Source organism: Millisia brevis NBRC 105863 (genome assembly GCF_001552615.1).
Classification (GTDB): domain Bacteria; phylum Actinomycetota; class Actinomycetes; order Mycobacteriales; family Mycobacteriaceae; genus Millisia; species Millisia brevis.
In genome coordinates this window covers 29,716-52,078 of sequence record NZ_BCRN01000001.1, presented here as the reverse complement: position 1 = coordinate 52,078, position 22,363 = coordinate 29,716, and the positions used below count along the sequence as shown (strand labels likewise).

The 22,363-nt window shown below is 65.1% G+C and carries 17 protein-coding genes and 2 pseudogenes; 10 read left to right on the top strand and 9 right to left on the bottom strand.

All coding sequences use genetic code 11. The annotated features are described in order from the left end of the window. Positions 1-7 precede the first annotated feature (7 nt). The 4 genes and pseudogenes from MB1_RS26860 to MB1_RS00210 all read right to left on the bottom strand — a co-directional run. A pseudogene (locus tag MB1_RS26860) lies at positions 8-265 on the bottom strand (WXG100 family type VII secretion target); the annotation flags it as partial. 438 nt (positions 266-703) lie between these two features. Then, complete coding sequence (locus MB1_RS00220; RefSeq protein ID WP_066902547.1) at positions 704-1,885, bottom strand: Fic family protein; 1,182 nt, start codon at positions 1,883-1,885, stop codon at positions 704-706. 125 nt (positions 1,886-2,010) lie between these two features. Beyond that, positions 2,011-3,243 (bottom strand): type II toxin-antitoxin system HipA family toxin, encoded by a 1,233-nt coding sequence (locus MB1_RS00215; RefSeq protein WP_245649953.1) that lies wholly within the window; start codon positions 3,241-3,243, stop codon positions 2,011-2,013. A 28-nt stretch (positions 3,244-3,271) separates the two neighbouring features. Continuing rightward, positions 3,272-3,625 carry a helix-turn-helix transcriptional regulator gene (locus MB1_RS00210; RefSeq protein WP_066902543.1) on the bottom strand — a complete coding sequence of 118 codons (354 nt, stop codon included), beginning with the start codon at positions 3,623-3,625 and terminating at the stop codon, positions 3,272-3,274. A gap of 224 nt (positions 3,626-3,849) precedes the next feature. Here MB1_RS00210 and MB1_RS25920 point away from each other — a divergent pair, with 224 nt between their 5' ends. The 5 genes from MB1_RS25920 to MB1_RS00190 all read left to right on the top strand — a co-directional run bounded on the left by MB1_RS25920 (position 3,850) and on the right by MB1_RS00190 (position 6,765). Further along, complete coding sequence (locus MB1_RS25920; protein ID WP_066902541.1) at positions 3,850-4,149, top strand: hypothetical protein; 300 nt, start codon at positions 3,850-3,852, stop codon at positions 4,147-4,149. A 1-nt stretch (position 4,150) separates the two neighbouring features. Then, positions 4,151-5,518 (top strand): putative T7SS-secreted protein, encoded by a 1,368-nt coding sequence (locus MB1_RS24795; protein WP_169801571.1) that lies wholly within the window; start codon positions 4,151-4,153, stop codon positions 5,516-5,518. Beyond that, positions 5,515-5,766: a hypothetical protein gene (locus MB1_RS25445; RefSeq protein ID WP_157083824.1), complete on the top strand. Its 252-nt coding sequence runs from the start codon at positions 5,515-5,517 to the stop codon at positions 5,764-5,766. Before MB1_RS24795 ends, MB1_RS25445 begins: the two co-directional genes overlap by 4 nt. Beyond that, a complete protein-coding gene (locus tag MB1_RS00195; RefSeq protein ID WP_084350537.1) occupies positions 5,763-6,338 on the top strand; it encodes an ADP-ribosyltransferase domain-containing protein in 576 nt (191 codons plus the stop codon). Before MB1_RS25445 ends, MB1_RS00195 begins: the two co-directional genes overlap by 4 nt. A 145-nt stretch (positions 6,339-6,483) precedes the next feature. Continuing rightward, a complete protein-coding gene (locus MB1_RS00190) occupies positions 6,484-6,765 on the top strand; it encodes a hypothetical protein (RefSeq protein WP_157083823.1) in 282 nt (93 codons plus the stop codon). Positions 6,766-6,831: 66 nt separating this feature from the next. Here the strand turns inward: MB1_RS00190 and MB1_RS00185 are convergent, their stop codons facing one another. After that, positions 6,832-7,728, bottom strand: a complete 897-nt coding sequence (locus MB1_RS00185; RefSeq protein ID WP_066902533.1) for a nucleotidyl transferase AbiEii/AbiGii toxin family protein — start codon at positions 7,726-7,728, stop codon at positions 6,832-6,834. Then, positions 7,725-8,309: a type IV toxin-antitoxin system AbiEi family antitoxin domain-containing protein gene (locus tag MB1_RS00180; protein ID WP_066902531.1), complete on the bottom strand. Its 585-nt coding sequence runs from the start codon at positions 8,307-8,309 to the stop codon at positions 7,725-7,727. Before MB1_RS00180 ends, MB1_RS00185 begins: the two co-directional genes overlap by 4 nt. Positions 8,310-8,629: 320 nt before the next feature. Between MB1_RS00180 and MB1_RS26735 the strand changes: the two genes are divergently transcribed. After that, positions 8,630-10,012 (top strand): AAA family ATPase, encoded by a 1,383-nt coding sequence (locus MB1_RS26735; RefSeq protein WP_084350533.1) that lies wholly within the window; start codon positions 8,630-8,632, stop codon positions 10,010-10,012. Between the two features lie 262 nt (positions 10,013-10,274). Here MB1_RS26735 and MB1_RS25440 read toward each other — a convergent pair whose 3' ends face one another. Both MB1_RS25440 and MB1_RS00170 read right to left on the bottom strand, forming a co-directional pair. Next, entirely contained in the window at positions 10,275-11,453 is a 1,179-nt protein-coding gene (locus MB1_RS25440; RefSeq protein ID WP_157083822.1) for a hypothetical protein, read from the bottom strand. A 53-nt stretch (positions 11,454-11,506) separates the two neighbouring features. Then, positions 11,507-11,950 carry a helix-turn-helix domain-containing protein gene (locus tag MB1_RS00170; RefSeq protein WP_084350682.1) on the bottom strand — a complete coding sequence of 148 codons (444 nt, stop codon included), beginning with the start codon at positions 11,948-11,950 and terminating at the stop codon, positions 11,507-11,509. Between the two features lie 178 nt (positions 11,951-12,128). On the opposite strand from MB1_RS00170, the gene lon reads away from it, so the two are divergent. Continuing rightward, on the top strand, positions 12,129-14,498 hold the full coding sequence (gene lon, locus MB1_RS00165; RefSeq protein ID WP_066902525.1) for an endopeptidase La: 2,370 nt from the start codon (positions 12,129-12,131) through the stop codon (positions 14,496-14,498). A 116-nt stretch (positions 14,499-14,614) separates the two neighbouring features. On the opposite strand, the gene MB1_RS00160 is transcribed toward lon, so the two are convergent. Then, positions 14,615-15,970, bottom strand: coding sequence for an APC family permease (locus MB1_RS00160; RefSeq protein WP_066902523.1), 1,356 nt, complete (start codon positions 15,968-15,970; stop codon positions 14,615-14,617). Between the two features lie 825 nt (positions 15,971-16,795). Between MB1_RS00160 and MB1_RS00155 the strand changes: the two genes are divergently transcribed. The 3 genes and pseudogenes from MB1_RS00155 to MB1_RS00145 all read left to right on the top strand — a co-directional run bounded on the left by MB1_RS00155 (position 16,796) and on the right by MB1_RS00145 (position 22,356). Then, positions 16,796-18,649 (top strand): ABC transporter ATP-binding protein, encoded by a 1,854-nt coding sequence (locus tag MB1_RS00155; protein ID WP_066902521.1) that lies wholly within the window; start codon positions 16,796-16,798, stop codon positions 18,647-18,649. A gap of 113 nt (positions 18,650-18,762) precedes the next feature. Further along, positions 18,763-20,022 (top strand): annotated as a pseudogene (locus MB1_RS00150) (MFS transporter); the annotation flags it as partial. 264 nt (positions 20,023-20,286) lie between these two features. Further along, positions 20,287-22,356, top strand: a complete 2,070-nt coding sequence (locus MB1_RS00145) for a PhoX family protein (protein WP_066902519.1) — start codon at positions 20,287-20,289, stop codon at positions 22,354-22,356. The last annotated feature ends 7 nt before the right edge of the window (positions 22,357-22,363 follow it).

Below are 22,363 nucleotides of genomic sequence, written 5' to 3'. Positions count from 1 at the left end.
CGCGGTGGGCGTCGGCGAATGCCTTGGCCAGGTCATCGAGCCGATCGGCGACGCGGCGGAAGGACCGCCGGTCACGATCGACCCGTTCCTCGGCCGCCCGCTGCCCGTCCCCGGTCCACCCACCGGTATCCGCGGGCTGACGAATCGCGGAGTCAAGGGTGCCGATCCACTCGTGCAGGCGGTCCGCGGCGGACGTCAACTCGGTGGCTGCCTGCTCGAGGCCGGCGTAGTCCCAGGCCAGGACCTGGTCCCGGCTCGGCGTCACGGTAGGTCCCCCATGGCGTCGAAGCCGGAACCGATCTGTTCGTCGGTGGCCACGTAATCCTGTTTGCTACCGCGGACCAGGTAGCCCATCTGGCCGATCCGCTTCGCGACGTTCGACAGGGCCTGCCCGACGACCCCCTCGGCCTGCGTGCACGCACCGGAGGTCTGTGAGCCGGGAGACCGGCGCCCACCGAACCGGGAGCCTGTGGGTCGATGCCCTCGACGGCGGCAGAGGCCTCGTCGAACACTCGCGACAACGTTTCGAGGACGGTCGGCTCGACGTGCACGTCGTTCGACACCCGACCACCCCCAAGTCTCGGATCCAGCGCGGACTGTACCAAGAGTCGACTCCAGACGAATATCCGAGTCGGTGACCTGAGGGGTCCGCCGATGGATCGAGTCGAGACGGGTCCCTGCGGCTGCCGGCCGATCCGGGCCGTTATGTATCCCCAAGGATCTGTGGCCGAGACGGATTGACGGGCTGTATCTGCGCACTCAGAGACGGAAACGGGTCGTCCAGGGGCTTGCGTTGCGACCGAACGCTGCTGCGGATCTTTCGTAGTGGCTCACCCGCAACGTAGTGACGACCCCTACGCTCACCGCGCGCGTCGAGAAACCCAATGTCAGTGGCCTTCACCAGATCGCGGGTGGCTGTCCGCTCGTCGAGCCCGGTGCTCTTCACATAGGCAGGTCGGGTGACCCGCAGGCCGAGGGTCGCATCGAACAGCGCGTCGGTGAGCCGCACGTTCAGGCCGCTGTCGGCGACCAATGCGTCGATGAGCCGCAACTGGTGCTCGGCTTCATCGATGCGTCGCCGCATAGTTTGGGCCTGCATGTGATGTGCGCGGAGATTGAATCTGATCCACAAGCCGGTGTCATTGTCGGGCTGCCAGGAGCCGGCGCCGGTTGCGGACAGGACGGCGTAGTAGTCCCGGGTGTTGTGTCCGAGCCATTCCTCGATGCTTGCGAACTCGGGTTCGACCAATCGATCGCCGGCGAGCACCATCGTTTGCAGGGCTCGTGCCATGCGGCCGTTTCCGTCGCGGAACGGGTGGATCATCACCAGATTCAGGTGTGCCATCGCGGCGCGAACAAGAGGGTCGTCGGTGCCGGGTGAGGCGAGCGTATGGGATAGCGTCGTCATCAGCGTTGGCACCTGGTCCGGATCGGGACCTTCATAGACTGCGGCGCCATCGGCGTCGCGGACGTAGATGTCGCTGGTCCGATAGCGGCCGGGCGACTTCCTCAGCTCGTGTTCCAGGAGCATGAAGTGCATCGACTTGAGTGCGGTCTCATCGATGACGAACCCCGGCTCGACGGCGACGTTCAGCACGTAGGTGAGCACCCGGCGGTAGCCGACGATCTCCGCCCAGGTCGCCGCGTCGGCGGTCAGCGGTGGTTCGTCGTCCACCGCGGCCACCGCATCCTGATCGCTGACCGAGTAGCCCTCGATGGTGTTCGACCCCTGAATCGCACGAGCCGTCGCTGTGCGTCGCAACTGTCCAGTCCAGCGGCGAGGCGCGCGCAGTACATCGGCGAGGGAGGCGCGCAAGCCGTGGATTTCTGCTATGACCTGCAGGTCTTCGTCACTGAGGTCTGGTACCGAGAATAGGGTGGCCACTGGTGTCCTTTGCTTAGCGACAAGGGTAGGTCGGCCGTGTCTCTTTGTCACTAAATAAGAGACAAGCCCGGATGGGCGGGCGGGCAACTCCGGAATCGCACCTTGTGGCCGATCGACGTGAACCGTCAGGTTCCGTGGCTTGCTCGGTATCCGTAGCTCGCGAAGGGGTTGAGTATTTGCCGTCGCCACAGTCGGTTCCGTTGGGCCACCGTGAGTCTCGCGAGGTCTGCGACCTCGTTCCAGTCACGTTCGATGACGGCGATCTGCCCGTCGATGGCGTCGCGGGCCTCGGTTGCCGTCAGGCCGTAGATTGGAGCGGCCCGTATGCACGCGGCGAAGGAGCTTTCCCGTGTGCCGTTCCGATCGAAGGCCATCGCCTGCGCAGACGTCTCGCCGGAGCGGATCTGCGGGCACAGATCGTACGCGGGGGTCAGTTCGAGCATGCGGCCGTCCCAGAACGCGGCGTGATTGCGTGCGTGGTCGTCGTTGTTGCCGATGGCAATGTTGAACACGATCCGTTCGAACAGGCGACGGCCGACGTCCGGGTCACGCCCGTCTCGGCGAAGGACGTCCAGCAGATCCGGGTAGGTGGCGTAGCGCCCCTCCATCTCGTCGAGACCGAGCATCGTGAGTCCCGAGACGAGCAGGCGCCTCCCGCCCTCGGGGGATCGGTCGAACCTCTCGATGACGAGCGCGTCGCGACCGAGGGATGTGGTCAGGAATGACTGTGTCGTGTCGATTCCCACCCGCCGGGCGAACTTCAAGGCGAGGGCCTCAGCATTGACGACGGGGTATGGGTCGGATGTCGACGAGAACTTCGCAATGTGCGGTACACCGTCAACGTCGATCAGAGCCTTGGGGCGAGCGCCGCCGATGGACGTACCGCGCAGCAGGGCAGCCCCGAGGTCCTCGGGCAGATCGCGCCCTTCCTGGAGAGCGTCGGCAGCCGCATGCAGTTCATCGAGAGTTGCCGAGCGCTCCCGAGAGACGTACTCCGTCGGGCCGGCTTGGAAGTCGAGTCCACCGATCCGGTTCGACCCGGACTCCAGGAAGTAGGTGATCTGGTCCAGGTCTCCGGCATCGACGGCGGCGCCCTTGGCGCCGTGTATGCGTTCGAGGATCACTCGCTGCCCCCAGGAATCGGGGCCGGCGTCGCGGAGAACCGAGGCAATAGCCATGTTCGGGGGCGGCTGCTGCCATCCCGCACGCAACGGAAGTTCCGGAGGGTAGAGGCTGATGGAATTGGGACGCTCCAGATAGCTTCGCGCGTAGCCGAATTCGTACCGGCTACCACCAGGCTGATAGCGCACTCGGCCGGCAACCACGGGAGTGGTCCGGCCGGGGAGCCACACCCACACGAAGGCGTCCCTTTGGTCTCGGGCGTGGTCAGAAGTTGAGCGCGTCATCGTCGTCATCCGCAGTGGTTGATCGTGGCGGGTACTCGCGGGATGGGAGCAGGGCTACACGCTCCTCACCCCGGCGTCGCAGTCGCGCGAGTTCGACGCCGTCGGCACCAAAGAGTGGCACTCCGACCAGGGACGCGGCGCTCAGAACGGTGCCGATGGCGACCCCGGGTGCCCCCCGCTCGATCGCGGTAATGGTTCGCGGGCCCACGCCGACTCGCGTGGCGAGGTCTGCGGCGGTCCAGTTCTTGTCGTGTCGACCGATGCGGATCTGCGCGCCGAGGACTGCGAGCGCATCCAATGCGAGTCGCGTGGGAGCAGCCTGTCGGCGAGCCATGTGATCACCTACCTTAAAAGTGCACTAGATATAGTCTAATGTGGTTTTAGAGTAGCTCCGAGAAGATCGCGTCGCTTGGTCTGCTCCTCCTCCCGCTCGATGAAGACCGAGCGTCACCGCTTGATGTCGAAGGTCTGCGCCAAGAGGTCGCGCCCGCGAGGTCATCTTTCTTCCACCGTCGACACGCCCGCTAACTTGGTGCGAAATCCGAAATGGGGGGCGCTATGTCGGGTGTTGAGATAGATCCTGCGCAGATCGTTTCGGCCGCGTCGGGTATCCAGACGATCATCCGCGACATGCAAACGATCGGTGTTGACCGGATCGTGGGACCGGACGCACAGTACGGAAACAACGACTTGTACTGCGCGTTCGACGAATTCTGCGGGCGATGGCATGTCGGCCTCACCGCACTGCTCCGGAACGGCGAGATTCTTGCCGACGGACTCCTCGTGGCGATACAGGACTACGAACGAGCCGACGGCGTGGCAGCCGCCGCAGTGTCGTCCCCTCGAGAGGTGCGATGACATGGCTGAACTTGGTGAGACCAACGATCCAGTCGAGTTAGTGCCCGGGAATCACTCCGCGATCGCGGAGAATGCTGTGGCGATCGGCGGCCGCGGGCAGACGCTCCTCCAGGTCGGTGCTTCGCTGCGAACCATCGACACCGGTGACGCATGGCGGGGTTCTGCGGCGGATCGGTTCCGTGACGTCTTCCATACTGAGCCGCCAAAGTGGAACACCGCAGGCGACAGCTTCGCCTCCGCCGCAGCTGCCCTGTCGCGTTATGCCGAAACTCTGGCATGGGCACAATCTCGCGCGGCTGAAGCGATTGCTGTCTGGAGTGAGTCCGAGGCTTCCACCAACGCGGCTCGCGCGGCTTACAACCCCGAAAGTGGGCCCTTTGTCGATCCGGGTGAAGCGGGCCGAGAGCACGCGCGTTACTTGCTTACCAACGCTCGGGAACAACTTGCGCTTGCCGGCAGTGAGGCAGCGACTTCAATTCGGGCTGCAACGGAGGCGGCAGGGAAGCCGGGGCTTGTCGCCAATCTCCTCAACTGGCGGTCCGAACTCGCAGCCGGCGCCATGGACAGTATCGAGTCGTACATCGACCTGGTCGAGCGCTTCAACACCCTGCGTCTGGTATCCGATCCGGCAGGCCTGCTCGATGATGCAGCCGATGTCGGGCGTGGGCTGGCAGTGGCTGCCACCAATCCGGCGGGATTCGTGGAGCAGATGGTCGATCTCGAAACCTGGAAGGAAAGTCCTGCTCGTGCCCTGGGACAGCTCCTTCCGGGCGGGGCGGCGGGCGCGCTGACGGGTGGTGGTGGATTCCTCGGTCGACACGCAGGCACGGAGGCCCTCGAGGCCGCGGATGACGTAGCCGAGACTGCGGCCGAGGGGGCCGGACGCCAGCTGGATGTCCCGCTCGGCATGCCCTTGAACGAGGCGGATCGGGCCGCGTTGATCGACTACACCTACCGCGGGTTCCGGGAAATCAATCCGGCGTTGCGCTCGGGTACCGTGGATGACGCCATGCAATCTCGGGTTGACGCGATCTCCTCGGCCCTCGATAAGCTCCCGCCCTACGAGGGCACGGTCTACCGTGGGACGGACCTTTCGCCGGAGGTACTCGCTCAGTATCAGCCCGGCCAGGTCGTTTCCGATAGTACGTTTACGAGCACGTCGGCGACTCAGAGCGAGGCGTTCAAAGGTCCCGTCCAATTGGAAATCGTCTCGTATACGGGCAGGGACGTAAGGATGTACGCGCACGAGGAGTACGCGCACCAAGACGAGGTTCTCTTTCCGCCAGGAACACAGTTCGCAGTGGAAGAGCGTGTATACGACGAAGCAACGGGCGGGGTACGAATACTAATGAGGGAGGTAATTCGATGAAGAAGATCGCTGGGAAAACCTTCATGACGAGAGAGGAGGCGGGATTGCCGCCCCTCACCGCGGAGGAAATCGAGGAGACAAAACGCCTAGCGCGAGAAGGAAGGGCTCACCAGCCGGTCGCGCCCAGCAATCCGAGTCCGAGCGGCGATGACCCCGGGGATAAGTTTCGCGACGACATGAAAGGTACCGAATTCGATCCGGATTGGCCGCCGAGGCCTGATAGGCGTGACGAGGAGGGTACGGCGTGACCGCTCCCGCCGACCGGATTCGTGCACTGGTCAATGCGCTCGAAAAGCTGCCGCCCTATGTGGGACCGGTTTTCCGTGGGTCGAACCTTCCGGTGGATGTCCTCGATCGATATGTGCCGGGCACGGCTGTCACCGAGTTTGCGTTTGTCAGCACGACAGCCGACGTGACGAGTGAGTTTCCAGTTCCTACCGTATTCGAGATCTTCTCTCGGAACGGCAAGGACATCAGCCAAATGTCGGCCCACCCCGAGGAGAAGGAGGTTTTGTTCACCGCCTACACCACATTCGAAGTACTCAGTCGGGAAGCCGATCCCACTACCGGGAAGACCCATATTCGGTTGACCGACACCGGTTGGTTGGGCGAGGTCGACCGGAGCCGGGCGATCGCGGGCAAGGTCTTCACCCCGACGACTCAGCTGGGAATGAGTTTCGACCCGGTGCCTGCCGAGACCGTCGTCGCCATTGAACGCGTCCTCGATTCGGTGAGCGCCGCACGGCAGCAGGTTCCACTGTCGCAGCGGGTTGTTCGTAGCGACAAGTTCTGGGACGACCTCGGCGGGACAGGACTGTAGGACGACGTTGTGGAGGTAGTCGTTCGGAGACCGGTGTTGTATCTTGCTGTGCACGCGTCGTCCGGCCTGTAATTCGACTGCGCCGCGGATATACGGACTGGAAAGGCGTGGTGATCGGCACCCGGAGGTGGCGCGCGGCGACCAGATGAGCGATCTCATCGATCGCCGCCAGTACGGCGTTCGCGCCGTCTGCGGAACCGACGCCGTCGACCTGATCGGCAGCCAGCGCGGTGCGGCTGTCCGGCACACCGAGGTTCCGGGCGCCTCGGCGGTGTCGTCCCGTGCAGTCGATCGTGGCGGTGACACCGGAAGGTCCTACGCGTGGACCTGTGTTGGAGCAGGTCATCGCTGGCCCATAGGGTCGGTCGATGAACGAACCGTGGTCGACCGCCGGAACCGCGCGTTATGGGAAAACCTCCACACGTAAGGCCACGCTGTTGAGGATCGGCGACGGGTGCTTGGACTGAGAGATGTCGCCACTGGGGCTCCGAAGCTAACCCCAGGTTGCGGCGTCAGGATGCCACGCCAACCCCCGGGCGCTTCCGATCAGTACGGGATCGCCGAAGTCAATGACCGCCTCGAGTACCGGCCCAAACTGTTGAGGCCGGTGATTGGAGGTGTTGCGACGATGCCACTGCTGCCAGCGGGTCTGCGCAATCTCGGCGAATCCGTCGAGAACATCGGCCAGCGGACGAATCGTGGCGCCGCGGTGGCGAGCGACCGTATCAATCGCTGCCGCAAGTTCGTCGGCTCCGATCGGATGGCGGCGTGACATACTCCAGATGTCGCCGAAGTCGCGCCAGCGAGTGTTCGCTGTGCCGCGTTGGATGGCGGTGACGATCTTCTCGGCGTGAACCATGTGCATCGGATAGCCCGGCAACGTGATCGAAGGGCCGCCCAGAAGTCGCGGCAAGGAGATGGTGGTTGGTGCGGGCCAGATCGGGTCACCGACGTTCACGTCCAGGTGGAACGGCAATCTTGCGCCGGCAAGCCGGGCTCCGATGTGCACGCGGACGCCGGAGTAGTTCTCCTCTTCGCGGATGACTTCGGCCGTGGGGGTGTCGGGAGCAAACTCGATCCCATCGCTGCCGGGTGGCTCGGCGACCAGTACGCGGCGAGTCAGGTCGAGCACGGTCTCCGTGTCGTTGGCCAGGCGGATAGCGGCGAAATCGATGTCCTTCGTTGGGCGACGTAGACCGAATGCGGCGAGCAGCACGCCTCCCTTGAGGACGAACGTTTCTCGAGCATCGCTGACGGCCAGTCGCGCGAGGAAGCCCTCCAACGCATAGAGCTGAAGGAGTTCCCGGGTAGGCCTGCCGGTGCGCCGAGCCTGATTCTGAAGATCGAGATAGGCAGCGCCCGATGGTGTCCCTCTGGTAACCCGGTTCACAGCAGAATCTCCAAGGTCTTCCGCAGCACCGCCAGGGTTCGTGGGAACGACTTCGCCATTTCGAGCAGATCCGAGGGTTGCCCGCCGCGCCGCAGCCATCGTTTGAGCGCCTCGTTCGCCTGGTCGGCCCCGTCGAGGTGACGCAGCCGAAAGGCGTCGATGATGCTCCGCTCGGCGGAGTAGATGCCGATACTGCTGGTGTCGGTGATGCCCAGTTGCTCGCGTCCGATGTCGAAGGTGGTTGGGTTGAAGTGGCGCCATCTGACCGGTGCGATCGTCTTCGGCGCCCAGGAGCCACGCGGTATAGCCACGTCGATCTCGGAGGGGATGTCGTCGATCAGGTCGTGCCGCTCCAGGGCCGAGCGCAGGCACAATGTACCGCGAGGGGCCTTGGCGGCTATCTCCACCAGGTCTTCGTCTCCGAGCCAATCGCTCTTTCGGTACAGACCCCGCGAGAGCGCAACGATCGCGCCATTGTCGATGAAACGACGGAGCCGGCGCTCGCTCACGTAGTCCAGGGCCTCGGAGTAGCGGAACGTCTCCGGCAAGTCGGCCGGCAATCTGTTGTTGGCAGTGCTCATGCGCATGACACCTTCGTAGGAAATCCTCTACATAAGAGTACATACTGTGGAGGTTTACCTGTCTGGCCTCGCTGGCGGTATGCCGTACCGGCTCAGAACGCGTCCTGTCAGGTTGCTCCACAACTAAACTGTGGCCTTCTGTCAACATGCCTACTCGCAAAACTGTACCAGTTTGTCATGTTCTGCATGGCTAGACCTGTATGCTTTTGTCATGTTGAAGGCGGGGCTTAGTGGTGAGGGATGACCAGCGGCGGCAGCGTTTGGTCGATACGAATCCTTGGTGGCGGGCGGCAGGCAGGGGAACGGATCCAACAGCTTGGATGGCGCAGCACCGAATCTTGCGGAGTCGCGCTGCATATGACCTGGGCTATCGGCCGCGCATCCTCGACGACGTTTGCGCGGGTGAGGTCGGCGATCTTCTGGTTGTGCTGACCGGTCCACGCCGCATCGGAAAGTCGGTCGCCCTACTCGACACTGCGGCGAGATTGTGTGCACGGCCTGATCTCGACCCTCGCCAGGTCGTATATCTGCCATGCGACGGCATGAATGCACAGGACGTCCATCGGTGTCTGGTCCTGGCTCGAGAGTTGACCCGAGCGATCGACTTCGATAGGCCGCAGCCGCGAGTGTGGCTGCTTGATGAGATCAGTGGCGTCCCCGGCTGGACGTCGACTCTCAAACTAGCTAGGGATACAACCGATTTCGGTGGAGATACTGTAGTTGCGACCGGTAGCAGATGGGCAGCCGGCGAAGATGTCCAGGGCAATCTCCTCGCCGGGCGCGCGGGGACCACGCCCGGCCGTCGCACCCGACTCCTCCTGCCGATGACCTTCCGCGACTTCATGATTGCGTCGAGGCGTCAGGTACCTGTGCTCGATGCCGTGCATGTCAGCGACCTGCAGAGCGCCGAGGTCGCAAAGGCGCTCGACGCCGTCGCCTTCGACGTCGACGCCTATGACCTGGCGTGGCAGGACTATTTAACTTGCGGCGGCTTCCCGCGCGCGGTCGCGGAGCACACCCGTTTCGGGACGGTCTCCGACAACTACCTGGGCGATATCAAGTCATGGTTGCGTACCGACGTCGATCCCGAGGGGCCGCAAGACTCGGTACCTCTCCTGCTGAGTGTTGTCTCCGAGCGCGCAACGAGCCCCTTCAACGTAGCGAATGCCGTCGAGGAACTCGGCTACAAGTCCCGCGCCATCGCGGAACGACGGCTCAACCGGCTGATCTCCAGCCAGGCCGCCCTGTGGTGCCCGCGACGCGAAGGAGACAAACTTGTCGCGGGTGCTCAATCGAAGCTCTACTTGACCGACCCACTGCTCGCGTCTCTGCCATCGAGGCTCAGGTCCGGCGTGCCGCCACCCGACATGACTCGGCTCACCGAAATGGCCATTGGAATTGCGATGGCCCGTGCAATAGATGACCTCGAGGAGGGGCGGTGGGTCAGCGGCGACACTATCGGCTACGTCCGCACCGCCCGCCAAGGCGAGATTGACCTGGGTCCCATTACCGTCCCGTCCGCAGCCGGCCCGGTTGAGAGTGTTCCGATTGAGAGTAAGTGGGTTGAGCACGGCTGGAGGAGCGAGGCAAGAACGATCAACGGGAAGTTTGGCCGCGGCATTCTCGCCACCAAGTCGGCGCTCGATGTTACGGGGGAGGTATGGGCTGTTCCGGCACCGCTCGTCGCGCTCTTGCTTCAGTAGTACGCCCGTTCGTATCGTCGCTGATGCCGGCAGTTCAGGACCGGCCGCCGTGGCCCTGTAGTCAAGGATGGCTGGGCTAACATGACCACGGACGGTGGCAGATCGTTGTACCGGGACCGTCGCAAGCATCCACCCCTGACCTTGAAACGGACTCCGCGGTGCTGTCACGGGTTGATTTCGGCAGCCCCTTCTGCGCGACGAGGCTCGTGGAAGATGCTCGGGTGTGCCACGACCGTTGCGGTGGAACTATCGATTCTCTGTGTCATTCGGATGCTGTCGGGTGAGGTCGAGTAGTCAAGTACAGGTCCGGATTCTCCTCCAACAGCTTCAGCCGAGAAATATCCGTCCCGGGGCCCGCACCAGCATCCGGCAGTTCGCAGAGTAGATCGTGATTGTCTGAAGTTGCCGCCACCGAGCCGTTCCCGTCCTGTTGTAGAGGTACCGATATCTTGCCGAGGCGGACAAAATATCGATAACCCCGACCGATATCGTTCGCTATCTGGCGTGTGCGCTCAACCCAAGAATCGCCTGGAGTTGGTGGCCCCTCGACGCGCCCGCTGAATCCGATTACATTGCCGTTCTCGATCAGTTGGTAAAGGACTTCCCGTGCGGTTCCTGGGGGATTGCGGGACTTTGCTTGCTGCAGAAGCCCCACTTTTCTTTTCGTAACAGTGGTCTCCCATGCAGGCCACTGGGCCGAGCGGCGGTCCCGGGGGCGACATGCAATATCCGAGAGAAAGACCTCGTACTGGTCCATGCCCATCGGTCTATACACCAGATACGCCGTGGGCAGCTCTGTCCTTGGATCTGTGTCAGGAACTTCGGCATAGGGCTCCAGCCCAGTGGACTCGGCGAGCGCCCATCGGACAACAGGAGGTGCGCCTGCTACCAGCTGGGGATCCAACTGCTGGAAAAAACTCAGGGCATCGAGAATCGTGTCGACAACCGGCCGCTGCTCAACACTCTTGCGGTAGCCATCCAGTGCCTCGGCCCGCGCGCGTTTCGCGCGCTCGGTCGCGGACGAATCGACGCGAACGTATTCGTCAGGCATGTCCGAGTACCTCGCCCACTCGTATACCACCCGGGTGCGTGTGGGCGCCTTGGTTAGAGGGACGCCAAAGTAGGCTTTGGGCACGAGGAGATTCTCAAAGATGATAGGCGAGTGCTCCTCGCAGTTGCGAATCAACTCCAACCCCATGGCAACTTTACCCAGCGGGTTTCTCGCTCGATAGCTCCGGTAAGCGTCTCCGTGGGCGTTGAGGAAAACGGTCTCGTCGAGGATGTTAACGGCCGACGCGACTCGGCGTGCCTCCAACGCTGCTGCCTCTGGATCCTCCATGGTTGCGTACCAGTAGGCCTCGACGGCCCGGCGCAGCTCCCGCATGTATCGAAGCCCTTTGGCCAGGTGGCTACCTTTGAGATGAAACTGCGCTTCGGTCACCGCATCAGTCTCCCAGCGCAATTGCAGGAGTGCCATTGACTCCGGCTGGCTGGTCAGAACTCGTCGAGAGCTGTTTCCAGTTCGCGCAGTTCGGTGAGTGCATCGATCTGTCGTTGCAGGCGTTGCTTCTTGAACGTCATGACGTCCGAGGTCCGAACGCGATGGTGGGAACCGACCTTGTGTGCGGGGATCTCGCCGGAGTTGATCATCTTCATCAAGGTCGGTCGGGAGATGCCCAGTTGGTCGGCGGCGACGGTGGTGGTCAGCTCCTCCGGCAGGCTCGCCAGGGTGAGTCGCGTGCCTGATGCGACGGAGTGGATGACCTCCCGCAGTAGTTCCGCAAGCTCGCTGGGGACTGGGCTTGCGACATGGTCTGCGTCGCCGACGGTGATCGAGGTTGGATCGGAACCTATCGTCGACAGGAGCTTCCTTGCTTGTTCCTGCTCGCGACGATCGAAGACGATACTCGAGTTCTGCCGGTTCTCGACGGTCGACATCGGCACCTCCTCCAAGATGTGTGGTTACAGTTGTAAATGTACCCCACTTTCAGATGTATCTGAAAGCTGTTGTGGCGTGATCGTCGAGATCCGTGTTCGCTCTGGGAGGATCAGCGCCAGGGAATTGATCGACAACCTTCGATGTTGAGCGGATGACACTCAAGATTGAAGGAGTCACATGTCCGAGAATTCGCCGACCGGGGCCACCCGTTTACCGGTGCTGTTCCGCACCGATGCGGTGTTGCTGCCGGGCATGGTCGTTCCCGTTGAACTCGACGATTCCGCCCGGGCGGCAGTCGACGCAGCACGCTCGTCGTCCGACGACAAGCTGCTGGTCGCGCCCCGTCTGGAGGATCGTTACCCGTCGTACGGCGTCGTCGCGACGATCCTGCAGGTCGGCCGGCTGGCCACCGGGGAGCCCGCGGCCGTTCTGAAGGGTGAGCACCGCGCGCATATCGGCAGCGGTGTCGAGGGGCCGGGAGCGGCCCTGTGGGTGCAGGCCGAACCCGTCGAGGCGTACGAGCCCGACGAGCGGACCCGCACCCTTGCCGCCGAGTACAAGAAGCTGGTCGTCTCGATTCTGCAGCGCCGCGAAGCGTGGCAGGTCATCGACCAGGTCAACAAGACCACCGATCCGTCGGCCCTGGCCGATATGGCCGGGTACGCCTCGTACCTGACCGACGTCCAGAAGCGTGAGCTTCTGGAGACCCCCGACCCGGCCGCCCGGCTCGAATCCCTCGTCGAGTGGACCCGCGCCTACGTCGCCGAGATGGAGGTCACCGACAAGATCGCGGACGAGGTCCGCGAGGGCATGGACAAGACGCAGAAGGAATTCCTGCTGCGCCGCCAGCTCCAGGCCATCCGCAAGGAACTCGGCGAGGACGAGGCCGAGGGCACCGACGACTACCGGGGCCGCATCGAGGCCGCCGACCTGCCCGAAAAGGTCCGCGAGGCCGCTCTGCGCGAGGTCGGCAAGCTCGAACGCGCCGGCGAGCAGGGCCCGGAGGCCGGGTGGATCCGCACCTGGCTCGACACGGTGCTCGATATCCCGTGGTCGGAAACAACCACCGACTCCACCGATATCGTCGCCGCGCGCGCCCAACTCGACTCCGACCACCACGGTCTGGACGAGGTGAAGGAACGCATCGTCGAGTACCTGGCAGTTCGTGCCCGCCGCGCGACCCGCGGCATGCACGTCGTCGGCGGACGCGGCTCCGGCGCGGTGCTGCTGCTCGCCGGTCCGCCCGGGGTCGGCAAGACCTCGCTGGGTGAATCGGTGGCAAAGGCCCTGGGCCGCAACTTTGTCCGTGTCGCCCTCGGTGGCGTCCGCGACGAGGCCGAGATCCGTGGCCACCGGCGCACCTACGTCGGCGCGCTGCCCGGCCGCATCGTTCGGGCGATCGGTGAGGCCGGCTCGATGAACCCGGTGATCCTGCTCGACGAGATCGACAAGGTCGGCTCCGACTTCCGGGGCGACCCGGCCGCGGCCCTGCTCGAGGTCCTGGACCCCGCGCAGAACCACACCTTCCGCGACCACTACCTCGACCTGGACCTCGACCTGTCCGACGTGGTGTTCATCGCGACGGCCAATGTGGTGGAACAGATTCCGTCCGCATTGCTCGACCGCATGGAGATGATCGGCCTCGACGGGTACACCGAGGACGACAAGGTCGCCATCGCCCGCGACTTCCTGCTACCCCGGCAGGCCGAGCGCGCGGCGCTGACCACCGAAGAGGTGGAGATCACCGAGGATGCGCTGCGCGAGATCGCGGCGAACTACACCCGCGAACCCGGGGTGCGGCAGTTCGAGCGGATGCTCGCCCGGCTGCTGCGCAAGGCGGTCACCAAGGTGAGCACGGCTTCGACCACAGGCGAGTCTGCGGACGGCGACAAGGCTGCGCCGCTGGTGATCGACACCGCCGACCTGGTCGACTACCTCGGCCGACCCCGGTTCACCCCGGAGACGGCGGAGCGGACCGAGGTGCCAGGCGTGGCCACCGGTCTCGCGGTCACCGGCCTCGGCGGCGATGTGCTGTTCATCGAGGCGTCGAGCGTCGACGGGAAGCCCGACCTGGTGCTGACCGGTCAACTCGGTGACGTGATGAAGGAGTCGGCGCGGATCGCGCTGTCCTATGTGCGCGCCAACGCCGAGCGGTTCGGGATCGACCCGGCCGTCTTCGAGAAGTCGATCCACGTGCACGTGCCCGCGGGTGCGGTGCCGAAGGACGGACCGTCCGCCGGCATCACCATGGTCACCGCACTGGTGTCGATGGCCACGGGACGTCGGGTGCGCGCGGAGGTCGGCATGACCGGCGAGGTCACCCTCAACGGTCGGGTGCTGCCGATCGGTGGCCTGAAGCAGAAGCTCCTGGCCGCCCAGCGCGCGGGCCTGACCACGGTCTTCGTGCCCAAGCGCAACGAGCCCGATCTGGACGACGTGCCCGCCGAGGTCCTGAAGGACATCGACGTGCGCCCGATGGTCGACGTCGCCGACGTCATCGCCGGGGCCCTCGAGCCCGCCGCGGAGGTCACCACCGCCGCAGCGTGACACCGCGAGAGTGACGATTTCTGTGGTTCCGCCGCAGAAACCGTCACCCTCGGGAAACCAGAACGCCGGTCGGGCGAGCGCAATGCTCACCCCACCGGCGTTTGGTGTTGGGAGACTCAGCCCAGATCGAGCTCGTCGAGATCCTCGCTGTCGAGCTGCTTCTTGCCGTAGCGGGCGATCAGGAAGAGCACCGAACCGACCGCCAGATAGCCCAGGCCGATCAACCAGATCTGCAGCGTCTGCTGGGACAGCAGAATGAAGCTGCAGACGATGGCGACATAGGGCACCCAGCGCGGCACCTTGAAGTACTTGTGCTCCGGGATGTCGTTGCGCAACACGATGCACGAGATGTTGGTGAAGATGAACACCCACACCAGCAGCAGCACCGTCGTGTCCGCGAGCAGGCCGATCGAGCCGACGAAGCTCATCGCGATCGTGGCGAGACCGACGACGATGATCGCCACCCACGGGGTGCGGCGGGTCGGAGCGACCTGTCCGAAGATCGACGGCAGCAGGCCCGCCTCGGCCAGACCGTATGTCGCGCGGCTGGCCATCACCATGAACAGCAGCGCACCGTTGGCGATCGCGATCAGGGCGATCGTGGAGAACAGCCAGGATGGAATCGCGATATTCGAGGCGTTGATGACCTCGAGCAGCGGCCCGGTGGACTCCGCCATGATGTTCGGGTCCACCACGATCGCCGAACCGAGGGCGATCAGCAGGTAGATGACACCGGCGGTGCCGATCGCCCCGAACAGTGCGCGGGGGTAGGAGTGCGTCGGGTCCTTTACTTCCTCCGCCATATTGGCGGCGGCCTCGAAGCCGAGGAACGAGAAGAATGCGACGACCGAGGCGGCGAAGGCGCCCACCAGGATCGGTTGATCCGGTGACGGGGTCAGAATGCGGGACGGATCGCCGTCGCCGCTGCCGAAGACGATCGCGGCCACGATGATCACCAGCACCAGACCGGAGGTCTCGATGATGGTGGCAACAACGTTGGCCGACAGCGATTCACGGACACCGCGCAGGTTGATTGCGATCAACAGGCAGAGGAAGACGATCGTGACCGGTGCCGACGGCCAATCGACCAGGGCCGAGAGGTAATCGCCGGCAAAGGCATTCGCCAGCAGCGCGGAGGTGGTGATGCCCGAGGACAACATCAGGAAGCCGATGACGAAGGTCAGGTACGGTTTGTGGAAGGCGCGCTGCACATATCGAGCGGCGCCACCGGCGTGCGGGTACTTGGTGATCATCTCCGCGTAGGTACCGGCGGTCAGCAGGGCCAGCACCAGAGCGATCAGCAGCGGCAGCCAGAGCATGCCGCCGACGTCTGCGGCCATGGTGCCGATGAGCGTATAGATGCCGGCGCCCAAGGTGTCACCGACGATGAAGAAGAACAGCAGCCAGACGCCGACCGTCCGCTTCAGTTTGGTTTCGTGGGCACCTGTCCCATCAGTTTTCACATCGGCCATTTGGCGATGATTGCACGGTTTAGCCCGCTCTGTCCGATTTATCGGAGCCGCGAAACACGATCGTCAACATCACTCGACCGTGCGTAACACGGAATTTGACGGTAGCTCCCCGCGGATTCGGGGCGTCGGGTTTGCTACGTGCGGGTAGATTCCGCGGCTTCGGAAGGGTCCTCCGAGCCGGTTTTCTCTCCCCGAGAGAGGTTTTCGTCCTTCGGTCGATAAGTCGCCGGACCCGCAGACGGCTGCGGGAGGTCGGGCAGGTCGATCGATCGGTGGTCCGAGTCGTGTTGCGCGGCAGTCGATGCGGAGACCTTTCGGTCGACTGCCATTACGGGCCCGAAATTCGCCGGATCGGCGCGCCGGGACGTCGATGTGCGGGAAAGAGGCGGGGAGCGGCCCATCGCACTTTCCGGGTAACCGGTGATCCAGCGCACGCATTCTCCAATACCGTGAGCAATTGTTCACCAAATGGGGATCTCCGAACGAATGTGCACCAGGTGACGCGGGGCGGGCCCGGGGGCGGTCGGCGCATCGGGCCGGACCGATCGATGGAGGCGAGCCCCCCGGAGCCGGGTGGATCGAGGGGGTGAAGCCGTCGGACACGGGCGGGTCGCGTGAGTCCAACGGGCCGGAACCGTGTGGGTCGAGGTGAGTCCAGCGGGCCGGACCCGGGCGAATCGACATGAGCGGAATGGTGGCCGCGACGCAAACGTTCTGCTCGAAGTCTTGACCTCGAGTCGACTCGAACTTCTACCGTGGCGATCGATGGTGCGACTGCCGACCGGTACGGCGAATCGCGGTCCCGGCTCGTGAAGGAGATCTGCCGTGAGCATGGAGATGACGGCGTGGAGTTCGATGTACCGCGCCATGAACGCCGACGACGACCCCGATCGTCGGCCGTTCTCGATGGCGCTGTTGCGTCGAATCGGCCGCTTCGCCGCCCCGATGCGCGGCCAGCTGATCGCCTTTGTCGTGCTCAGCGTGGTGGTCGCCGGGCTCGGTGTCGCCGCACCGATCCTCGCCGGCCAGGTGGTCGAGGCGATCATCAACGGCGGCAGCGTCACCCGGGTTGCGCTGCTCGCAGGGGTGATCGCCGTGGTGGCGCTCCTGGACGCCGGCATCGGACTGCTCAGCCGCTGGTACTCCTCGCGCATCGGCGAGGACCTGATCTTCCGGCTGCGCACCGCGGTCTTCGATCACGTGCAGCGCATGCCGGTGGCCTTTTTCATGCGCACCCGGACCGGCGCACTGGTCAGCCGACTGGGCAACGACGTCATCGGCGCCCAGCGCGCCTTCAGCGGCACCCTGTCCGGCGTGGTCGGCAATCTGGTGACGCTGCTGCTGACCGTCGCGGTGATGGCGCGGATCTCCTGGCAGGTCACGCTCCTGGCGCTGTTGCTCACCCCGATCTTCCTGCTGCCCGCACGGCTGATGGGCGGCCGGCTGGCCAAGCTGCAGCGCCAGGCGGCCGGCTACAACGCCGAGATGTCCACCCAGATGACCGAACGGTTCTCCGCCCCCGGCGCGACGTTGATCAAGCTCTTCGGCAACCCCGCGGCGGAGTCCGGTGAATTCGAACGCCGGGCCGTCCGGGTCCGCGATATCGGCGTGCGCTCGGCGATGCTGCAGACCAGCTTCATGACCGCCCTGACGTTGGTATCGGCGCTCGCACTGGCGATCGTCTACGGAGTGGGCGGCGCACTGGCGATCGGCGGCTCGCTCGACGCCGGCGCGGTGGTCACCCTCGCCCTGCTGCTGACCCGCCTCTACGCCCCGCTGACCGGCCTGGCGACCGCACGGGTCGAGGTGATGTCCGCGCTGGTCAGCTTCGAACGGGTCTTCGAGGTGCTCGATCTCGAACCGCTGATCGCCGACTCCCCGACCGCCGGCCCGGTGTCCGCCGGCCCGGTCGGCGTGCGCTTCGACGACGTCCGATTCGGCTATCCGGCCGCCAACAAGGTCTCGCTCGCCTCCTTGGAGTCGGTGGCAACCCTGGACGACCGGGGCGGCGAGGAGATCCTGCACGGGGTGTCGTTCACCGCGGAGCCCGGCGAGATGGTCGCCATCGTCGGATCGTCGGGGGCCGGCAAGTCGACGATCGCCGCGCTGATTTCCCGGCTCTACGACGTCGACTCCGGCAGCGTCTCGATCGGCGGCGTCGACGTGCGTGATCTGCAGGCGCGGTCGCTGCACGCCACCGTCGGCATGGTCACCCAGGACGGGCACCTCTTCCACGAGACGCTGCGGTCGAATCTGCTGCTCTCGCGGCCCGACGCGACCGACAACGAGATCTGGGAGGCACTGCGGCGGGCCCGGCTCGACCGGGTGGTCGCGGCGATGCCCGACGGGCTGGACACGGTTGTCGGTGAGCGCGGCTACCGTCTGTCCGGCGGGGAGCGCCAACGCGTCACCATCGCTCGGCTGCTCCTGGGGCAGCCGCGGGTCGTCGTGCTCGACGAGGCCACCGCCTCGTTGGACACCGAGTCCGAGGCGGCGGTACAGGCGGCGCTCAACGAGGCTCTCGCCGGGCGGACCTCGATCGTGATCGCACACCGGCTGTCGACCATTCGACGGGCCGACCGGATCCTCGTGGTGGAGGACGGGAGAGTCGTCGAGCGGGGGACACACGAGGAGTTGCTGCGCCTCGACGGGCGCTACCGCGCTCTCAATGCCGCCTGAGAGGAGGCGTCGTGGACGACGATAATCGCTGGACAGCGGCGGACCGCGTCGACGATCGTTGCGCGGTGAGCATCGAGACCAACCCCGCCGAGGAACCGGGCACGGCCGAGACAGTGCCCGCTCCGAGTGGACGGTGGCGCACCATCGAACCGCTGCGCGAGAAGCAGTATCGCCGCCTGATTACCGCGCTTGCGCTGTCGATCTTCGGCCACGGCATGCTCGCGGTGACCATCGTGCTGCAGACGATCGCCCTGTCGCCGAGCCCGACCGCGGTCTCGCTGGTCGGCTCGGCGCTGGCCCTGGGCCTGGTGGTCACGGCACTGCCCGGAGGGGTGATCGCCGATCGCATACCGCAGCGGACGGTCCTGATCAGCGTCGAGACGGTCAATGTCGTCACGGTGGTGGTGATCGCGGTGCTCGGCTTCACCGGGGTCCTCGCCGTGTGGCATCTCGTGGCGGCCGCCGCGCTGCTCGGCGCCGGCAGCGGCTTCTTCTACCCGGCGTACAGCGCGCTGCTGCCGCGGCTGTTGCCGCCCGAACAGTTGCTCGCCGCCAACGGCATCGAGGGCACGCTGCGCCCGACCCTGCAGATGGCGATCGGTCCGGCGATCGCCGGCATCATCGCCGGACTGTGGCAGCCCACCTACGGCCTGGTGATCATCGCGGTGCTCTTCGGCGCCGGGTTGGCGGTGTTGTCCACCCTGCGGCCCCCGGCGGATCCGCCGGCCGAGGCAATCGCCGGGGGGTCTGCCAAGCCGTCGATGTTCGGGGAGATGCGGGCCGGATTCGTGTTCATGCTGACCACCCCGTGGCTGCTGTGGACGCTGATCTTCGCGTCGATCCTCATCCTGGTAATCATGGGACCGATCGAGGTTCTGCTGCCCTTCGTCGCCCGGGAGAACTACGCCGACGGGGAGCGCATGTACGGCTTCCTGGTGGCGGCCTTCGGACTCGGCGGCGCGGTCGGGGCGCTCCTGGTCTCCGCCACCCGGATGCCGCGCCGCTATCTGACCGTCATGATGGCCGGCTGGGGACTGGGCTCCCTGCCGCTGGCGCTGGTCGGATTCACCACGTCGTTCCCGATCCTGTGGGCCGCGCTGTTCGTGGTCGGCTTCACCGCGTCGGCATCGACGGTGATCTGGGGAACGTTGCTGCAGCGACGGGTTCCGCGCGAGATGCTGGGACGGGTCTCGAGCCTGGATTTCTTCGTCTCGCTGTGTCTGATGCCGGTATCGATCGCGCTGGCCGGCCCGTTGTCGGCGGTGATTCCGATGTCGTGGATCTTCGTGGGCGCCGGGGTGGTCCCGGTGGTTGTGATGGTGATCGCCGTGGTCGCAGGGCGCATGCCGCGTGACGAGTTGGAGCATCCTCTCGATGATTCGGCGCGTCCGGGTGACGAGAGGGAGCAGTCGCAGGGCGATCGCCGACCCGGCCCCATTCGTGGCTCCGAATAACTCCAGATTGGTGTTGGGTCAATCCGCCGGCGGCCAATCGTTGGTCGATGGTTCACCCGTCCGTCAGGCTGCGCTCGAGCTGCAGTCGTAGCCTCGGGGCGAGGTCCGAATGTCTCGGCACTGCGCGACAGCCCATCCCGCAGTGGACCGTCCAGACAGCCCTGCTCTCTCCAAGGAGTTGACGTGGCCCTACGCCCGCTATCGCTGTTCGTTCAGCACGACGGCCGATCCTCGCGACGGTCGATCACCTGTACCTATCGATGCGGAAACGCATGCGGTCACGATGTGCCGAATACCAGTGACGGAGAATACTTTCGGGACGTCGCCGCGCGGGCGCTGTCCCGTCGACAGATCCTTCGCAGTGGCGCGACGACCGCCGTGGTGATCGGCGGCGGCAGCCTGCTGGTGGCCTGCTCGGACGACGGCGGAGTCGCCTCGACCGGATCGACCACGGCGTCCGAAACCGCTCCGGCCGGAACAGATTTCACCGTGGTGCAGCCGAACACCGAGGACGCGCTGGTCGTACCCGCAGGCTACGAGCAGCAGGTCGTCATCAGGTGGGGTGATCCGATCATCGCCGGCGCGCCGCAGTTCGATCCGCTCAACCAGACCGCCGCCGCGCAGCAGCAGCAGTTCGGCTACAACTGCGACTTTGCGGGATTCCTGCCGATCGACGGCGAACCGGATCTGCTCCTGATGGTGACCAACCACGAGTACACCACCGAGCCGATGATGTATCCGAACTACGATCCGGCGAACCCGACCGAGGAGCAGGTACGCACCTCGATGGCCGCGCACGGACTCAGCGTCGTCGAGGTCCGTACCTCCGCCGGAAGTGGAGCTCTGGAACCGGTATTGGGACAACGCAATCGGCGGATCACCGCGACCACCCCGATGACCCTTACCGGCCCGGCCGTCGGTTCGGCATTTGTCAGCACCGGCGCCGACCCGGCGGGAACGACGGTGCTCGGCACCCTGAACAATTGCTCCGGCGGACTGACCCCTTGGGGGACTGTGCTGACCGCCGAGGAAAACTTCAACCAGTACTTCGGCAACGCCGAGTCCGTCACCGATCCCGTGGCCGCGGAGCGGCTGGCACGCTACGGAATCGAGGGTGCCGCCAGCGAACGGTTGTGGGAGCGTTTCGAACCGAGATTCGACCTGGCGGTCGAGCCCAACGAGGCCAATCGATTCGGCTACATCGTCGAGTTCGACCCCAACGATCCGGCCGCCGTGCCGGTCAAGCACACCGCGATGGGTCGGTTCAAGCACGAGGCGGCCAACATCCACGTCACCGACGACGGTACGGTCGTGGCCTACAGCGGCGACGACGAGCGGTTCGACTACATCTACAAGTTTGTCTCCACCAAGAAGGTTCAGTCCGGCGGGGATGCTGCGGCCCTGGCCGAGAACATCGCCATCCTGGACGAGGGAACCCTGTACGTCGCTCGGTTGACCGGCAACTCGCCGGCGTCCGAGATCGACGGCAGCGGAACACTGCCGCAGGACGGCGCCTTCGACGGCTCGGGTACCTGGATTCCGTTGCTGCGCAGCGGGCCGGGTTCCGCGGCGGAGTCCTTCGTGGATGGCATGAACCCGCAGGAGATCGCCGTGTTCACCCGGCTTGCCGCCGACCGGGTCGGGGCCACGAAGATGGACCGCCCCGAGGACACGGAAGTCAACCCGGCCTCCGGCTACCTGTACGTCGCGCTGACCAACAACTCCAATCGCGGTGTCGACGGCAACGCCGGACCGGACGAGGCCAACCCCCGGATCGAGAACAAGAACGGCCACGTCCTCGAGCTCGTCGACGACCACGCGGGCACATCCTTCGACTGGAATCTACTGCTGGTCTGTGGTGATCCGGAGGCCGCGGACACCTACTTCGGTGGATTCGACAAGAGCGCCGTCAGCCCGATCTCCTGCCCCGACAACGTCGCCTTCGACGGGCACGGCAATCTGTGGGTGTCGACCGACGGAAACGCGTTGGGATCCAACGACGGGCTGTTCAGCGTGGTGGTCGACGGCGATCGGCGCGGTGAGACCAAGCAGTTCCTGACCGTGCCGGTGGGCGCGGAGACCTGCGGTCCGGTCATCGTCGACAACCGCGTCGTCGTGTGTGTCCAGCATCCCGGTGAGGACGACGACGCCACCTTCGAAAACACCTTCTCGAACTGGCCGGACGGCGGCAACTCGCTGCCGCGCCCGGCGGTCGCGGCGGTGTGGAATCCCGCGGGCAATATCGGAGTCTGAGGGTGCC

Bases quoted from the DNA above. Each gene is read 5' to 3' on its own strand.
- MB1_RS00210 (WP_066902543.1), bottom strand. From the start codon at position 3,625: ATGGCTCGCCGACAGGCTGCTCCCACGCGACTCGCATTGGATGCGCTC.
- MB1_RS25920 (WP_066902541.1), top strand. From the start codon at position 3,850: ATGTCGGGTGTTGAGATAGATCCTGCGCAGATCGTTTCGGCCGCGTCG.
- MB1_RS24795 (WP_169801571.1), top strand. From the start codon at position 4,151: ATGGCTGAACTTGGTGAGACCAACGATCCAGTCGAGTTAGTGCCCGGG.
- MB1_RS25445 (WP_157083824.1), top strand. From the start codon at position 5,515: ATGAAGAAGATCGCTGGGAAAACCTTCATGACGAGAGAGGAGGCGGGA.
- MB1_RS00190 (WP_157083823.1), top strand. From the start codon at position 6,484: ATGAGCGATCTCATCGATCGCCGCCAGTACGGCGTTCGCGCCGTCTGC.
- MB1_RS00180 (WP_066902531.1), bottom strand. From the start codon at position 8,309: ATGAGCACTGCCAACAACAGATTGCCGGCCGACTTGCCGGAGACGTTC.
- MB1_RS26735 (WP_084350533.1), top strand. From the start codon at position 8,630: ATGGCGCAGCACCGAATCTTGCGGAGTCGCGCTGCATATGACCTGGGC.
- MB1_RS00170 (WP_084350682.1), bottom strand. From the start codon at position 11,950: ATGTCGACCGTCGAGAACCGGCAGAACTCGAGTATCGTCTTCGATCGT.
- lon (WP_066902525.1), top strand. From the start codon at position 12,129: ATGTCCGAGAATTCGCCGACCGGGGCCACCCGTTTACCGGTGCTGTTC.
- MB1_RS00160 (WP_066902523.1), bottom strand. From the start codon at position 15,970: ATGGCCGATGTGAAAACTGATGGGACAGGTGCCCACGAAACCAAACTG.